13 protein-coding genes are annotated in these 16,108 nt (G+C 39.4%); 10 read left to right on the top strand and 3 right to left on the bottom strand.

What is annotated here, in order from left to right; translation table 11 throughout:
* Together meaB and EA341_RS06790 are read left to right on the top strand one after the other, a co-directional pair.
* Complete coding sequence (gene meaB, locus EA341_RS06795; RefSeq protein WP_293012576.1) at positions 1 to 1,014, top strand: methylmalonyl Co-A mutase-associated GTPase MeaB; 1,014 nt, start codon at positions 1 to 3, stop codon at positions 1,012 to 1,014.
* A complete protein-coding gene (locus tag EA341_RS06790; protein WP_293012500.1) occupies positions 1,007 to 1,765 on the top strand; it encodes a DUF3298 and DUF4163 domain-containing protein in 759 nt (252 codons plus the stop codon). The genes meaB and EA341_RS06790 overlap by 8 nt, the downstream gene beginning before the upstream one ends.
* On the opposite strand, the gene dnaA is transcribed toward EA341_RS06790, so the two are convergent.
* The 3 genes from dnaA to EA341_RS06775 all read right to left on the bottom strand — a co-directional run bounded on the left by dnaA (position 1,759) and on the right by EA341_RS06775 (position 4,962).
* Positions 1,759 to 3,180, bottom strand: coding sequence for a chromosomal replication initiator protein DnaA (gene dnaA / locus EA341_RS06785; protein ID WP_293012498.1), 1,422 nt, complete (start codon positions 3,178 to 3,180; stop codon positions 1,759 to 1,761). The two genes, EA341_RS06790 and dnaA, sit on opposite strands and share 7 nt — an antisense overlap.
* A gap of 116 nt (positions 3,181 to 3,296) precedes the next feature.
* Positions 3,297 to 4,208: a bifunctional UDP-sugar hydrolase/5'-nucleotidase gene (locus EA341_RS06780; RefSeq protein WP_293012496.1), complete on the bottom strand. Its 912-nt coding sequence runs from the start codon at positions 4,206 to 4,208 to the stop codon at positions 3,297 to 3,299.
* Position 4,209: 1 nt separating this feature from the next.
* Positions 4,210 to 4,962: a 5'-nucleotidase C-terminal domain-containing protein gene (locus EA341_RS06775; protein WP_293012494.1), complete on the bottom strand. Its 753-nt coding sequence runs from the start codon at positions 4,960 to 4,962 to the stop codon at positions 4,210 to 4,212.
* Between the two features lie 132 nt (positions 4,963 to 5,094).
* Between EA341_RS06775 and EA341_RS06770 the strand changes: the two genes are divergently transcribed.
* From EA341_RS06770 to EA341_RS06735, 8 genes are all read left to right on the top strand, one after another.
* Positions 5,095 to 6,513 carry a methylmalonyl-CoA mutase family protein gene (locus EA341_RS06770; protein ID WP_293012493.1) on the top strand — a complete coding sequence of 473 codons (1,419 nt, stop codon included), beginning with the start codon at positions 5,095 to 5,097 and terminating at the stop codon, positions 6,511 to 6,513.
* Positions 6,510 to 8,636: a methylmalonyl-CoA mutase gene (scpA, locus tag EA341_RS06765; RefSeq protein WP_293012492.1), complete on the top strand. Its 2,127-nt coding sequence runs from the start codon at positions 6,510 to 6,512 to the stop codon at positions 8,634 to 8,636. Before EA341_RS06770 ends, scpA begins: the two co-directional genes overlap by 4 nt.
* Positions 8,637 to 8,740: 104 nt before the next feature.
* Positions 8,741 to 10,627 carry a DUF389 domain-containing protein gene (locus tag EA341_RS06760; protein ID WP_293012491.1) on the top strand — a complete coding sequence of 629 codons (1,887 nt, stop codon included), beginning with the start codon at positions 8,741 to 8,743 and terminating at the stop codon, positions 10,625 to 10,627.
* 62 nt (positions 10,628 to 10,689) lie between these two features.
* Entirely contained in the window at positions 10,690 to 12,852 is a 2,163-nt protein-coding gene (locus EA341_RS06755; RefSeq protein WP_293012490.1) for a cation:proton antiporter, read from the top strand.
* A 187-nt stretch (positions 12,853 to 13,039) separates the two neighbouring features.
* A complete protein-coding gene (locus EA341_RS06750) occupies positions 13,040 to 13,528 on the top strand; it encodes a hypothetical protein (protein WP_293012488.1) in 489 nt (162 codons plus the stop codon).
* Positions 13,529 to 13,578: 50 nt separating this feature from the next.
* Complete coding sequence (locus tag EA341_RS06745; protein ID WP_293012486.1) at positions 13,579 to 14,418, top strand: hypothetical protein; 840 nt, start codon at positions 13,579 to 13,581, stop codon at positions 14,416 to 14,418.
* The gene (locus tag EA341_RS06740) at positions 14,415 to 15,089 is read left to right on the top strand and encodes a response regulator transcription factor (protein ID WP_293012484.1); all 675 of its coding nucleotides are present in this window, start codon (positions 14,415 to 14,417) and stop codon (positions 15,087 to 15,089) included. The genes EA341_RS06745 and EA341_RS06740 overlap by 4 nt, the downstream gene beginning before the upstream one ends.
* Positions 15,090 to 15,095: 6 nt before the next feature.
* A partial coding sequence (locus EA341_RS06735) for a histidine kinase dimerization/phospho-acceptor domain-containing protein (RefSeq protein WP_293012483.1) occupies positions 15,096 to 16,108 on the top strand: 1,013 nt, incomplete at its 3' end.

The raw sequence follows: 16,108 nt of genomic DNA, 5'->3' as shown, positions 1-16,108 counted from the left end.
ATCAGTTTGAAAAGAAATAGACTTTCGGTAGATCAATATGTATCAGGTGTCTTAGAGGGTGACCGGATGATTCTCAGTAGAGCCATTACTTTAGTTGAGAGCAGGTTGGATTCAGACCAGCTGCTAGCTGAAGGAGTGATGGAACAAGTGATTCCTTATGCGGGGAAGTCTATCCGGATAGGTATCACAGGAGTTCCAGGAGTAGGTAAGAGTACTTTTATAGAAAGCTTTGGGAACCTGATTTTGGAATCAGGATACAGGCTTGCAGTTCTCGCAGTAGATCCAAGTAGCCAGAAAACTGGCGGAAGTATCCTTGGAGATAAGACCAGAATGGAAAAATTAGCTGCTGATAAAAGGGCTTATATACGCCCTAGCCCAGCAGGGAGTACGCTAGGGGGGGTAAGTGCCAAAACGAGAGAAGCGATGTTGCTCTGTGAAGCAGCGGGTTTTGATGTGGTGTTTATTGAAACTGTAGGAGTTGGCCAGTCCGAAATTGCAGTGAGGGGAATGGTTGATTTCTTTTTGTTGCTGATGTTGGCGGGAGCTGGAGATGAACTTCAGGGGATCAAGAAAGGGATTATAGAAATGTGTGATGCTCTTATTATCAACAAAGCGGATGGTGAGAATATTGAAGCCTCCAAAAGGGCTAAAAGGGAGTATTCAAATGCTTTGCATTTGTTTCCTGCAAAAGAAAATGGATGGTATCCAAAAGTTAAGACCAGTTCTGCTATAACAGGTGACGGAATGACTGAGATTTGGCAGATGATTCTAGCATATAAAGAGAATATGCTGTCGAATGGATTTTTTGAAAGTAACCGTGCCTCTCAGCGTGTAAACTGGATGCATGAGCACATTAGGTATTTACTGGAAAGTAAGTTTTATCAAGACCCTATAATCAAAGAATTAATTAATTCTTCGATCGAGAATGTGCGAGTAGGAAATACCTCGGCAATAGCATTTGGGAGAACTTTGGTGGAGAATTTCATTCAGAAAGAAGGAAGGAAGGATGAATAGATTTTTCATATTAATCATTTTGTTTTTAAGTGCCTGTGTGAAGAATGAAAAGTTGGTGAATATGGCTTTTGAACAAAGAAGCTACGAAGATAAGGTTTGTGAAGAAAGTGATTGTGCTACCGTGATACTAAATTATCCCTATTTCACAGATGAAAATACGACAGCCTCAACCCTAAATGAATATGTTGAACAGCAGTTGGTCATGATGATAAGATATGAAGATGCTGTCTCGCAACAAACCGTAAAAACTGCCTCACAAAACTTTTTTGATACTTTTTTGGAGTTTACACAAAATACGAATTTCAATCAAAGCTGGGAAATAGATATCAATGCACGTGTTACTTTTCAAAATGATAAAATTTTGACGATCAGTTTTGATGCTTATTCATCAAGGGGGGGAGCACACCCTAATACTATTCGGCAATACCTCAATATTGATAAATATAAAGCCAAGCTGTTAAAAAACAGCGAATTGATCCAAAACGAGGGGGAGATGTTGCAGTCAGCGGAAAAGGCATTTAGAGAATACCATGAGGTGGAGGAAGGATTTAGCTTGGAAGATGACGGGAGGTTTTTCCTGAAAAATGACAAAGAATTTTCCCTTCCACTTGCAATTGGATTGGAACAGGATGAATTGGTTTTGTATTATAACTCCTATGAGATAGCTCCATATGCCATGGGGCCCACAGTTTTGAGATTCTCAAAAAATGATATTAAAAACCTATTGAACAAAAATGTCCTAGATCAATAAGATCTCATTTTGAATTTTTTCTTAAGTTCGTTTACGGAGTTCCTGAAGGCGGTATCGGTTTCCATAAGGTCATTGACTGTCTGGACAGCATGTATAACCGTACTGTGGTCTCTTCCTCCAAAATGGTAGCCGATGGATTTGAGGGAGTGATTGGTGAACTCCTTAGAAAAATACATTGAAACCTGTCTGGCTGTTACAATTTCTTTTTTTCTTGTTTTAGCCTTTAAGTCTTCAATTTTGATTCCGAAATAATCCGAAACTGTTTTTTGAATGTAATCAATGCCGACCTCTGTTTCTATATCTTTGACGATATTTTTCATAATCGTCTTTGCCAAGCCAAGGTCGATTTCTACTCTGTTGAGAGAAGCGTGGGCGATAAGAGAAATCATTACTCCCTCCAATTCACGGACGTTGGTGTCTACTGTATAGGCCAGGTATTCAATGACATCATCAGGGATGTAAATACCCTCAGATTGCATTTTTCTTTTAATGATTGCAACCCTGGTTTCAAAATCCGGCATTTGAAGATCCGCAGTCAATCCCCATTTGAATCTAGACAATAGTCGCTCTTCAAGACCCTTGAGATCCTTTGGTGGACAATCGGAAGTCATGATGATCTGTTTCTTGCTTTGGTGCAGGTGGTTGAAGATATGGAAAAACATCTCCTGAGTCCTGTCTTTTCCAGCCAAAAACTGTATGTCATCAATAATAAGTACATCTACCTGCATATAGAAATTTGTAAAACTTTTCACATTTCCGTCTTTGATGGAATCCATGAATTGGTTTACAAACTTTTCGGAAGAAACATAAAGTACAAATTTTTCTTCAGGACAGTTTTTGATCTCATTGCCTATGGCTTGTACCAAGTGGGTTTTACCGAGGCCTACACCCCCATATACCATCAATGGATTGAATGAGGTAATCCCGGGCTTGGTGGCCACTGCAAATCCCGCTGAGCGCGCCAATCTGTTGCAATCACCTTCTATGTATGTATTGAAAGTGTAATTAGGATTCAGGTTGGATTGTAAAAGCATGTCACTGTTGAGTGACTGCATTTCAAAAGGGCTTTTATGGTCATTCTTTTCAGGCGCCTTTTTATTGGGAGATGATGAATTTCCCTGAGGGTAAGAAACCACATATGGTTGGTTTTGGGAATTACCCCTGTCTACCACTACAGCATATTCCAACCTGCCATTAGGCCCTAAGGTAGATTTGATAGCAAGTTTGAGTACTTGTACGTAATTATCTTCCAGCCATTCGTAAAAAAACTGACTCGGTACCTGTATGGTCAGGCTGCTACCATCTAATCTTACAGGGTTGATAGGCTTGAACCAGGTAGAATAGCTTTGATCATTCACGTGTTGTTCAATAACACGTAAACACTCACCCCAAACTGCAGTAGCCTCTGAACTCATTAATACGATAAAATAACTATGCTTAAAAGAAATATAAACCCCATCCCTGCTAAATACGGGGGCATCAAATTTGGGGAAAATATATTTAAATAAAAAATGAAAAATCAGTTGACTTTTTAAGAAATAGGCAAACTCCTGACAGATGCCAATTTCATTTTATTTTCTTTGGAAAAGACAAAATCTACTTTACCTAGTCTCAAGGCTCCAGTGCCCACTTGATGTACTATTGTCTCAAAGCCTTGCTGATTTTTGACCCGAGTGGGCTCATCAAGAAATGTATGGGTATGACCTCCGATGATCAAGTCTATTCCACTAACGGAAGAAGCGAGTTTGAGATCGTCTATTTTGGCGCTTCTGTAGGAGTATCCTAAATGTGAGAGGCAAATGATCAAATCACACTTTTTGGACTGCAATTCGGAGACCATTTCTTCTGCTTTAGATATAGGGTCAAGATAAAGGGTGTTGCCATAGTTTTTTTTGCTCACTAACCCATTTAATTCAATCCCCAAGCCAAATATCCCAATTTTAAGCCCTTTCTTTTTGTACACCTTATAGGGAAGGATTTTATTTTTCAATATGGTATTTGAGAAATCATAGTTAGAACAGATATGGGAAAATTGGGCATTTGGTAATTGCTCAAAAATTCCTTCCAGGCCATTGTCAAATTCGTGATTCCCTATGGTGGATGCATCAAAGCCCATCTTGCTCATCAATTTGAACTCCAATTCTCCTCCATAAAAGTTAAAATAAGGCGTTCCTTGAAATACATCTCCGGCATCCAAAAGCAAAAGGTTTTCCTCCTCTTTCCTTATTTGTGCAACAAGGTTTGCCAATTTAGTCATACCACCCTGATTGGCATTTCTGCCACCGTCATCAGGGAAGGGGTCAATCCTGGAATGCATATCATTGGTGTGCAGGATACTGATTCTTTTACCATCGGGTATAATATCTGCAAAAGCCAGGTTTCCAGAATATGTCAAACCAACTCCTGTAATCAATGATTTAAATATAAAATCCCGTCTTTTCATTTTAATCCAGTTTTTGTCTTCCTTCGATTCGGGCAGAAATTTTCTCTCCTTTTTCACTAATCGCCCTGATACGTTCAATCAATAAGTCTCTGAGAACAATGTCTGTTTGTTCTCTGACGGGAGCATCAATCAAAAAATCAAGGTTGTCTCCTCCTGAGGCCATATAGTCATTTACGGCAAGTAGGTAGGTCTTGCTTTCGTCTACCTTTTCACCGTTGATCAGGTAACGGACTAAAACTCCACCTTCACTTTCAACAAACAGCCCAGAAAGACCGAGACTTTTTCTATTGATAGCATACTCTGCTAGTTTTTTTACCCTATCAGCATCCAATTCCAATACATATAAATAATTGTCAAAAGGAGAAAGCTCATAAATGTTTCCAAGTGTTATTTTTCCCTCAGGAAGTATATTCCTGATCCCACCATTGTTCATGGCAGAAATATCGATAGTGTAGCCAAAAGTTTTTTCAGCATGTTCTTTTTGAAGGTCGGTGATGAGATTTCCAAGTGCGGTTTCCCCACTACCTGACTTATTGATTTCAGTGGTTGTCTCGCCTATGATTTTATTCATTTCAGCATCCAGATTTTCCCTGTAAGGACTTACATAGTCTTCCATTTCAGGATGGATTTCTACATTTGAATCTGCGGGTATATAGGATGCCTGTACATTCTTATGCAACTGCGGTGAACATGCAAAAAGAAGGCTGAATGCCAAAAAAAGGCCCAAGGAATATATGCTTTTTAACTTCCCCATTTCTCGAATTGATATCAAATAATCGTTTTTCAAACTTGTAAGTCTTATTTTTGATTGCTAAAGATACAGTAATTCCTTTTTAGGAAGGTCTGGGAATGTAACTTTTAGCATAAGCATTAATTTAACCCAAATATGAAAAACAACCTTTTTGCTGACTTCCAGAAAGTTACCAAAGAAGAATGGATAGGTCAGGCCATCAAAGATATCAAAGGCAAGGATTTTCAAAAGACGCTGGTTTCCAATGGTTTTGATGGAGTGGAGTTATTTCCATTCTATACGGAGGAAGATATAGCCGATTTGCAATGGCTGCAGGAATACCACAACAGGCTTAACAAGCCTTCTGAAATTCCGGGTATGTCTCCGAGGTATTGGTCAAATATTTTCGCGGTTAACGTGAATGATGTGGTAGCTGATAATAAAAAAATCCTTCAGGCCTTAATGAGCGGTGCAGATGCCTTATTACTTTTTGTAAAGAAAGGTGTGGATTATGGAGGACTTTTAAAAAATGTTGATACCCAATATATAGAGGTTTATTTAAAATCACAGGAAGACAACCAGGCTGTTCTAAGTGATTTTCTGGATTGGTATTCCACTGTGGAGGAAAAGAAAAACGTTCTCAAAGGGGGACTGCTTTGGGATCCTATTGCTGAATGCCTGTCAAAGAAAATCTCATTACCCAATATCATTAATTCCGCTTCAGAGGCATTGTCAAGGAATAAAAATTATCCTGAATTCAAAACTTTCTGTATAGATGCTGAATACTATCATAACTGTGGGGCTAGTTTAGCGCAGCAATTATTTTTACCTCTAGGTGCTTATATTGAGCTCTTGGATGGCTTGACAGAGAGAGGTTTAAGCACAGAACTTATTATTTCAAATACAATGTTGCAAGCGTCCTCAGGGTCGGATTATTTTCTTGAAATTGCAAAGCTGAGGTCTTTTAAGATACTCTTTCAACAATTGGCCTGTTTGTATCAGGTGGAGTTGAAGGCTGAAGATATCAGGATGCTTGTAAGTACGAGTTATTGGACCAAAGCGAAATCGGATATCCAAACCAACATGTTGAGGAATACTACAGAAGCGATGTCAGCTATTTTGGGTAGCTGTGACAGTTTATGGGTGAGACTTCATGATGAGGTGGCAAAGGAGCCCAATTCCTTTGCCGAAAGAATGGCGAGGAATATTTCTAATATTTTGAAAGAGGAATCTTATCTGGATAAAGTAATGGACCCTATAGCCGGTAGTTATTTTTTGGAGACTGTCACGGCTCAGTTGATCGAAAAAGTCAAAAATGAACTCGTGATTTTGGAGTCAAAAGGAGGTTGGTGGAGTACGTATGAGACGCACCAATTGCAGGATTTGGTAAAGGCAGCCCGATATGGGAAGCTTGAGGAAGTAAAGACTTCTTTCAAAACCAAAATAGGTGTAAATAAATACCAGACCAATGAAAAAACGCTTCTGGAAAACGAGGAGTGGCTTGAAGAGAAATGGCAATTGTTGCCATTACGTGAAAGTTTTTTAATCGAATATCCAAATTTAGCTAAAAAATGAGACCTGATATAAGTAAACTCGGACAAGATAAGCCTACAAGTAAGTCTCTAAACCTTGAGTCTTCATGGGATACAGGCGAAAAAATCAATTTGCCATCTGCTTTTGATGCCAATCACTTAGAAGGTATAAGCCATTTGGGTTTTGCTGCGGGAATTCCTCCCTACCTAAGGGGGCCTTACAGCACCATGTATGTCATGAGACCTTGGACCATCAGGCAGTATGCAGGATTTTCTACAGCAGAAGAGTCCAATGCATTTTACAGGAGAAACCTCGCTGCTGGCCAGAAGGGGCTTTCAGTGGCATTTGATCTGGCTACTCACAGAGGGTATGATTCCGACCATCCTAGAGTTGTAGGAGATGTGGGCAAGGCTGGAGTGGCGATTGATTCCTTACTGGATATGAAGGCGCTTTTTGATGGAATTCCTCTGGATCAGATGTCCGTTTCTATGACTATGAATGGCGCTGTGATTCCTGTATTGGCTTTCTACATTGTTGCAGCAGAAGAACAGGGAGTTAAACCCGAGCACTTGACAGGGACAATTCAGAATGATATTTTGAAAGAGTTTATGGTAAGGAACACTTACATCTATCCACCACAGCCTTCAATGCGGATCATAGCAGATATTTTTGAGTATACTTCCCAAAAAATGCCGAAATTCAATTCTATCTCTATCTCTGGTTACCACATGCAGGAAGCAGGAGCTACAGCTGAACTAGAACTTGCATATACCTTGGCAGACGGACTGGAATATCTTAGGACAGGAGTGGCTGCTGGCTTAGATATAGATGACTTTGCTCCAAGGCTTTCCTTCTTCTGGGCTATAGGAATGAATCATTTTATGGAAATAGCCAAAATGAGGGCTGGGAGGCTGCTTTGGTCAAAGATTGTGAATCAGTTTAATCCCAAGAATCCAAAATCTTTGGCCCTGAGGACACACTGCCAAACTTCGGGCTGGTCATTGACAGAACAGGATGCTTTTAACAATGTAACCAGGACTACAGTGGAGGCAATGGCAGCAGTACTGGGGCATACACAATCTTTGCATACCAATTCTTTTGATGAGGCCATTGCATTACCAACTGATTCTTCTGCAAGAATTGCAAGAAATACCCAATTGTACCTTCAGGAGGAAACCCGTATTACCAAGGTGGTTGACCCTTGGGGAGGTTCTTATTATGTAGAATACCTGACAGATCAGCTTGTGGAAAGGGCTTGGGAGTTAATAGAAGAAGTAGAAAACCTTGGAGGGATGGCAAAGGCCATTGAGGCAGGCATTCCCAAAATGCGGATAGAAGAGGCTGCGGCAAGAAAACAGGCCAGGATAGATAGTGGCAAAGACGTCATTGTTGGTGTGAACAGGTATCAAACTGATGAGACTTCTGACTTTGAAATATTAGAAGTAGACAATGACTCTGTGAGGAAATCTCAGATAGAAAGGCTGGAGAAGTTAAAAGCGGAACGAGATCCAAAGGCTGTGGAGGATGCTTTATTCGCAATCACCAAAGCAGCAAAATCAGGAGAAGGCAATTTGTTGGCCTTGGCTGTAGAAGCTGCCAGAAAAAGGGCTACTTTAGGTGAAATTTCTATGGCAATGGAAGAAGAGTTCGGAAGACATAAAGCAAGTATACGGTCTATTTCAGGGGTGTACTCTGGAGAAGCCAAGGATGATAAGGCTTTCAATGAAGCCAAATCACTTGCAGATAAATTTGCCGAAATGGAGGGCAGAAGGCCGAGGATAATGGTTGCTAAAATGGGGCAAGATGGTCATGATAGGGGTGCTAAGGTAATTGCCACAGGCTTTGCTGATCTTGGCTTTGATGTTGATATTGGGCCATTGTTTCAAACACCGGAGGAAGTAGCTATGCAGGCTGTAGAAAATGATGTCCATATTGTTGGTGCTTCCTCTTTGGCTGCGGGGCATAAGACCTTGGTGCCAGCTTTAATTCAGGAACTCAAAAGGTTAGGCAGAGAAGACATAATGGTCATAGCAGGAGGAGTAATTCCTCCCAAGGATTATGGGTTTTTATTTGATTCTGGGGTGGCGGCTGTATTTGGTCCCGGTACTATTCTTTCCAAGGCAGCCAAGGAGATTTTGGAACAACTCATGAGGGATAGCAGTTAATCATTTTCAGTTTAAGAGATCAATCATTCCCAAAGTATCACATTTTGGAAGGTTTTTTAGGTTTGTAAAGTGAGCTCTTAAAATTGAAAATAAATGATAATCATATGAAATCGATTACTCTTATTTATGATGATGCAATTTTGGAAGAGGTCGAAAGAGAGGTCATTCCTCTTTTTGACAATAACATAAAAATCAAAGTAGCTTATAAAGATTACAGGTCTTTTAAATTTACTGATGATGATTTTTTGGTATGCTACCTCTCGGATCAGCAATTGAGGGAGTTTATTGATGACATCATAGAAAATCATAGGAAAGTAGGCTTTCTTCCCCATCCTAAAATGAAAGAGGGATTGCAGGGATTTGGAATATCTTCAAATCTGGAATCGGCTGTAGAAAATATCCTTAAGACAGAAGAATTGCTTGAGGTAGATTTGCTTTATGCCAATGGCGAACCGGTTCTGAATAAACTGATTATAGGCAATACATTCAGCTTATTGTATGGATCAGGAGTGGAAAATGGGCTTGTATCCAAAGTGTTGGCTAGGTTTAAGAATTTTTTAAGATCCTTTAGGAAGGTCAAATTACAAGCATACATCATTGAATGCAGTACTGATTCGGATGAAATAAAAAAAATTGACACTGCGGGATTAGGAGTTCTGGTGGTGCAACATGGGAAAAGTTCAATTTTATCCAGAAGGATCCTTGCAGATTCTAATCCTAATGACGGGCTGATGCACTGCTTGATACTGGCGCCAAAAAGTTATTGGGAGATTTTAAAATTTGGGTTTAACAGTATAGTCAGGGCAAAAAGTAAGAGCTCACTTCCTGAATATGTAGCACATATCAAGACAAACTGGGTAAAGATTTCGAGTGAATCACCTCTGGATTTTTCTGCTGATGGAATGGTTGCCAGCTCTAAAGAAATAGAGCTTGAAGTGAAGCCAAAAGCCCTGAGTATAGTGCCCGGAATGCTTCTGGATACCAATAAGGAAGTTGAAAAGAAAAAGGTATTTAAGATTCAAAATCTTCCAACCGGTGAACTGAAAAGAGAGCTGTTAAAAAGGTATTTGCCGATCAGTAATCACGCTACGACGGAGGAATTTAAATGGCTTTTTACGGCTTTAAGAGAGAATTCTGAGCTTTCAACGAGTTACATGGTGCTGATGGCCTTGTCTACTATTATTGCCACTTTTGGCCTTTTTGGGAATTCTTCCCCGGTGATCATAGGTGCCATGATTTTAGCTCCCTTGATGTCACCCATTATTTCATTATCCATGGGTGTACTGCGTCAAGAAAATGATTTGATACAAAATAGTCTTTTAACGATTGCTTACGGGATGGCTGTAGGATATCTATTTGCAGTATTGATTACATGGATCACCCCATTGAACACTGCAAACAGTGAAATTGTAGCAAGGATTCGCCCCAATCTTCTTGATTTGGGTATTGCAGCTGCATCTGGGGTGGCAGGCGCTTACGCACATGCTAAAAAAGAAGTAGCTAAAACTTTGGCAGGTGTAGCCATCGCTGTGGCTTTAGTTCCTCCTCTGGCTGTTTCCGGAATAGGTTTAGGCTGGGGAGATTGGTCAGTGTTTTTCGGAGCTTTACTGTTACTTGGAACCAACCTTGCAGGAATGGTTTTGGCGGGAGCCTTGACATTTTTGTTTTTGGGCTTTAGTCCTTTTAGACTTGCCAAAAAAGGATTGTTGATTTCAATGCTTTTTGTGGTGTTGATCAGTGCTCCTCTAGGCTTTGGGTTTTCTAAAATGGTAAAGGAAAATAAACTTATACAAAGGCTCAGTGGAACGGAAATCCCGCAGGGGAAACTAAGAGAAGTAAGGGTAATACAAGTAAACCCCATGCGTTTGTCCATGACCATCGTATCAGAATCCCCGTTAGATACCTTTGAATTGGAAGAAGTCAAAAACGAGGTACAGAAAATTTTGGAGGAAGAAATTGAACTTGAGCTTTCCGTAGCCATTAAGCTTTAGTTTTGTTTTAAATCTCTCGTATCTTAAATTAATATTGATTTATATCTAGAAAATCCTGACAAATGATATTGTTATCTGACTTGAATTTTGAATTACCATGGACCAACCCTGTCCTGATTTTTGCCATTATTTTATTCATAATTCTTTTTGCCCCTATACTACTAAACCGAATTCGGATTCCCCAGTTGATAGGTTTGATCATCGCAGGGGCAGTGATCGGACCCAATGGGTTCAATTTGTTAGAAAGAGATAGCAGCGTAGTACTTTTTGGTACAGTAGGGCTTTTATACATCATGTTTTTGGCGGGTCTTGAAATCGACATGGGAGATTTCAAAAAGAATAGTGGTAAAAGTGTGGTCTTCGGTCTCTATACTTTTGTGATTCCTATGGTATTGGGTACGCTAGCGGGGCTTTATATACTACAGTTTGCTTTGCCTACATCTATTTTGTTAGCATCCATGTTTGCCTCGCATACTCTGATAGCCTACCCTATCATCAGTAAGTTGGGTGTGGTGAAAAACAAGGCGGTTAACATCACCGTTGGGGGAACGGTAATTACAGATACGCTAGCCCTTTTAGTGCTGGCTGTGGTCGTAGGGATGTACTCAGGGGAAATGAGTAATGATTTTTGGTGGAGGTTGAGTATCTCTATAGTGGTATTTGCTGCTATCGTGATTTTTTTATTTCCGATTATAGGCCGCTGGTTTTTTAAAAAATATGATGATAATATATCTCAATACATATTTGTATTGGCTCTGGTATTTATGGCAGCGTTTCTGGCAGAAGCAGCTGGTATTGAAGCTATTATTGGAGCCTTTTTAGCTGGTTTGGCCCTCAATAGGCTTATTCCTCATACCTCTCCTTTAATGAATAGGGTTGAGTTTGTTGGGAATGCCCTTTTCATACCTTTTTTCTTGATAGGAGTAGGGATGTTGATTGACTACAGGGTATTTTTTAATGATATAGAAACCATTTTAGTAGCTGTTGTAATGACTGTAATAGCCATGGCTTCAAAGTTTTTGGCGGCGTGGTTTACACAAAAAACTTTTAATTTTTCCAAAGCTCAGCGTGATGTGATATTCGGATTGAGTAATGCCCAGGCAGCAGCTACACTTGCTGCAGTTTTGGTGGGATATAGGGTGATTTTGGGGGAAACAGAGGATGGTCAGCCAATCAGGTTATTGAGTGAAAGCGTTCTTAACGGAACTATCCTGATGATTTTGGTCACTTGTACTGTTGCCTCAATTGTGGCACAAAAAGGAGCTGCGCAACTGGCCTTGGAAGAGGATAATGGGACAGATGAGGACGACGACGAGGCAAATGAAGAAAGGATCTTAATACCGATTAACTATCCTGAAAATATTGAAGAACTTATTCATTTAGGAGTGACCATTAAAAGTCATTCTGAAAAAAATGCATTGACAGCACTGAATATTGTACCCTCAGATTCTCTTGATCCATCAAAAGAAAAGCAAGCTAAAAAACTCTTAGAAAAAGCGAGTGTGAGTGCAGCTGCAACTGATAATATACTGAATGAAGTAATTAGGTACGACTCCAATGTGGTGCAGGCTATTTCTAATGTGGCTAAAGAAATAAAAGCGACTGATTTAATTCTGGGCCTACATAATAATCAGGAAATATCAGGGTCTTTTTTAGGGAAACTTACAGAAGGCCTCCTGAGTAAAGTCAATACAACTACGCTGATTTATAAAAGTACCCAACCTCTAAATACTATAGGAAGGTATATTGTGGTCATTCCTCCCGATGCAGAAAAAGAGATTGGATTTGTGTTTTGGTTGCTAAGAGTTTGGAATATTGGAAGGAATACAGGAGCCAAACTGGTTTTTTATGCAAGCAATGATACTATTAAATACATATCATTGGTTCAAAAAAAGTTTGCTATAGAGGCTAGCTTTATTGAATTCTCGGATTGGGAAGATTTCCTAATTGTATCAAGAGATATGCAAGAAAATGATGCACTTCTTGTTATTATGAGTAGGAATGAAGGGTTTTCATACAATCCTACCATGGAGAAACTTCCTAGATACTTGAATAGGTATTTTCAACATTCAAACTTTATCTTGCTTTACCCTATGCAGGCTCATGAAGGCAAGAAAGACAACTTAGGACTAGGAGGTACCTTATTATTGCCACCAATCCTATCCGGAGTAAATCATTTTGAGCAATTCACAAAATCTGTTTCCAAACTTTTTAAGAAAAAGTAAAATTTTTGAATGAGATGGGTACTTCTTCATTTTCCCTTCATCTTTCTACCATTTCTTTGAGGTATTGATTGAAAGTTTCAATCAAGCGTTTGTGATATAATATTAAGTATTTGAGTCCTTTCATGGTCTTGGATATTTGCACTTATGTCTGAAATAACGTTCTTTGAAAGCTAAACAAAGGAAACCTATGAAGTTATCTATGATCATGGTTTTGATGCTATGGGTTATATCAGTCCAAGCGCAAAGCAATGAGAAAGAAATAGGAAAAAAATCTGAACAAGTAAATGTGGTTCAAGAAAAAGCCGGTGGATCTTCCGGTAGTGGAAAGGAAAAAGGCTTAAGTGTATCAAGTGCTGCCAGAAGAAGTACCCTGATGAGAGAAAGAGCCAATTCCGGCAATGCTCTAGGCAATTCTGAGTACGGTAAAGAAAGAGCTGCTTCCAGAGCTGATAACGCTAATAGAGGTAATGGACAAGGAAATAGCGGCAAGCCTGATGGAGTTGGGAAACCAGAACTTCCACCCCAGGCAAGACCATCTATCAATGTCCCTCAGTCTAGGCCAAATGCTCCGGTAGTCAGGCCTAACAGGCCCGCTCCTCAAAGACCAAACACCCCTCCGGGCAGACCGAACACGCCTCCTAACAGACCAAACCCCCCAGGCAAACCAGGGGGATGATACAATACTGTAAAAGTAAAGTTTTGAATTTAATTACTTGAAATGAGCTGATGATAAAGAAGCTTGGATTTATAATACTGTTTTTCTTCTCATTAAGTGGGCAATTATCTGCCCAGGATCAGGATTCTGTTCAAACAGCATCCGTTGAAAGTATTGGTTATGATTTTGTCATAATCAATTCAAGGTTCCAGAATGCATTCACGTTTATGGGAAGGGATTTCGGACTCGATATCCCGATTATTTCCACCGACTTGATGTACTATTTTCGAAGTGGGGTCTATGTCAACCTCTCCGCCTTGAAATTCATGGAAGAGAACCTACCCTGGCAATATGCACTTTCCTTAGGCTACGCCACTGATTTGAGTGAAACAACAGATATTAATATCAGTTATTCGCAGTTCTTGGTTGCCGGAGAAAGTGCTATTGCCGGGATTCAGAACCTGGCATTTTTGCAAGGTAGCTTCGGTTGGGAATGGGGTCCTTTGTATAGTAGTTTTCAAGCACAGACTTTATTTAATGAAAGTATCGACTACTTTTTTACTAGTCACCACTCGCGGTATTTTGAAATTGACCAAAGGCTCTTCAAATCTGTGGTGGTATCATTTGAGCCTAAATTATCACTGATGGCGGGCACCAATAACTTTTATCAAATGGGTAACTTTGAAATGCTTCCTGAAGAACAGGATGACCTGGGGAAATTTGGTCTCCAAAGTTTCGAGTTTATGCTTCCTTTGACTTTCACTAAAGGGCTGTTTGAGTTGGAGTTTCAGTATAGGTTTGTTAATCCGTTCAGTGTGCCTTTGTTTGATCCTTCCCGACCGAGGTCTTTATTTCTTGGACAGGCTTCTTATTCTATACCAGTCAAAAAAAATATCAGAAAAAAAAGATGAGGGTATTATTGGTAGAAGATGAACCACAGTTGGTCAAAGAAATTAAGGATTTTCTGAGATCAGAAAATTATGTATGTGATGTGGCTCAAAAAGTTAAGGATGCTTCCGAAAATTTAGCCACAAATCCCTATGATTTCATCCTTTTGGATCTTGGATTGCCTGATGGAGATGGCCTTGAGCTTTTGACAGAAATTAGAAAATTTCAGGAAATGGCTTCTGTGATTATTTTGACTGCCAGATCAGAGATTGATGATAAAGTAAAGGGGCTCCAAATGGGAGCAGACGATTATCTTTCCAAACCATTTTCCTTATTGGAATTGAAAGCAAGAATGCATGCCATATTGAGAAGAAAAAGTGGGTTAAAGAATTCAGAGATTTCAATTGACGGCTTTTTGATAGATTTTTCTGCTAAAGCTGTAAGCTATTTGGGACAGGAAATAAAATTGACAAGTAAAGAGTTTATCCTGCTTCAATTTTTGGTGCTTAATAAAAACAGGGTACTTAATAGATTCCAGCTTTCAGAACATCTTTGGGGAGATCATTTGGATGATGAATATCAATCCAACTATATTGATGTCCACATTAAGAATATTCGTAAAAAACTCGGTACTTATGCGTCCACAGAATGGATCGAAACTGTGAGAGGCCTAGGATACAAGGTGAAAATTTAATAGCCTATGAAACTTTCAGCCAAGTTTTTGATTTATAATTTTTTGGCCAAAGGATTTTTGCTCATTGTTTTTTTGATAGCAGGCCCGTTTTTGATTGAATTTTTGGCAGTAAAAAATACGGATAGACTTCTCGATGAAAAAAAGCAAGAAGTAATTGCGATCATTGAAGAGGATGGTATATACAGTTTTATTTCAGAAGAAAATAGAGATATAGGTTATGGGAGCTATAACCTACTCAAGGAAGAATACATCTTGTTGGAGAAAGTGAATTTCTTGTATGCTTCTGATACTATTTTTGTAGAGGAAAGAATTTTGGACGAGACACCCGTTTCTTACCGGGTTTTAGCCTCTACTTTCGTGGCAGGAGAGGAGATGTTTTTAATGGAAATAGGTAGGAGCTTAGGGACCATTCAGGAATTCAAAGACATAGTCTTCCGCATATTTGTTGGGCTAATTATGATTTTTCTGGTGTTTTCATTTTTGCTTGATTATAAATTTTCCCAAGAAATCATGGCTCCATTTCATCGTATTGTGGGGACAAAACTGTCAGGAATCAATGAACCTCAGCAATTTATACATCAAAAAATTGAGACCAACACTGAGGAGTTTGAGGCTTTGGATCAAGCCATATCAGACATGATGGGTAGGATTCAAAAAGCCTTCAATCAGGAGAGGGTTTTTATCTCGCATGCATCACACGAACTCAAGACCCCAATTTCTATTCTTCAATCAAAGGTGGAAGCCATGTTTGGTAGTGAAGGGGTGGATCATGTACAGATGGAAAAACTCATGGATATGCAGGGGACAATTTCTCAAATGAAGAAAACAGTAAATGCCCTATTACTGATTTCTAAGGTAAATAATGCTCAATTCATCAAAACAGAGGTGGTGAAATGTCATGTGTTGGTGAGTGAAATTTTAGAAGACTGGGAGGGTATTGCAAAAGATCAAGGGATTGATTTGGTATTGGAAAACAATGAGGAATATGTATTGAAGAATACCAATGAGTCACTAATGAG

This window comes from Mongoliibacter sp. (genome assembly GCF_007692705.1).
Taxonomy (GTDB): domain Bacteria; phylum Bacteroidota; class Bacteroidia; order Cytophagales; family Cyclobacteriaceae; genus Mongoliibacter.
Note: the sequence above shows the minus strand (reverse complement) of the source record. Positions and strands in the feature narration are given on the sequence as shown.

Bases quoted from the DNA above. Each gene is read 5' to 3' on its own strand.
- EA341_RS06750 (WP_293012488.1), top strand. From the start codon at position 13,040: ATGAAGTTATCTATGATCATGGTTTTGATGCTATGGGTTATATCAGTC.
- EA341_RS06740 (WP_293012484.1), top strand. From the start codon at position 14,415: ATGAGGGTATTATTGGTAGAAGATGAACCACAGTTGGTCAAAGAAATT.
- EA341_RS06755 (WP_293012490.1), top strand. From the start codon at position 10,690: ATGATATTGTTATCTGACTTGAATTTTGAATTACCATGGACCAACCCT.
- EA341_RS06780 (WP_293012496.1), bottom strand. From the start codon at position 4,208: ATGAAAAGACGGGATTTTATATTTAAATCATTGATTACAGGAGTTGGT.
- EA341_RS06775 (WP_293012494.1), bottom strand. From the start codon at position 4,962: ATGGGGAAGTTAAAAAGCATATATTCCTTGGGCCTTTTTTTGGCATTC.
- scpA (WP_293012492.1), top strand. From the start codon at position 6,510: ATGAGACCTGATATAAGTAAACTCGGACAAGATAAGCCTACAAGTAAG.
- EA341_RS06770 (WP_293012493.1), top strand. From the start codon at position 5,095: ATGAAAAACAACCTTTTTGCTGACTTCCAGAAAGTTACCAAAGAAGAA.
- EA341_RS06760 (WP_293012491.1), top strand. From the start codon at position 8,741: ATGAAATCGATTACTCTTATTTATGATGATGCAATTTTGGAAGAGGTC.
- EA341_RS06745 (WP_293012486.1), top strand. From the start codon at position 13,579: ATGATAAAGAAGCTTGGATTTATAATACTGTTTTTCTTCTCATTAAGT.
- dnaA (WP_293012498.1), bottom strand. From the start codon at position 3,180: ATGAGTTCAGAGGCTACTGCAGTTTGGGGTGAGTGTTTACGTGTTATT.
- EA341_RS06790 (WP_293012500.1), top strand. From the start codon at position 1,007: ATGAATAGATTTTTCATATTAATCATTTTGTTTTTAAGTGCCTGTGTG.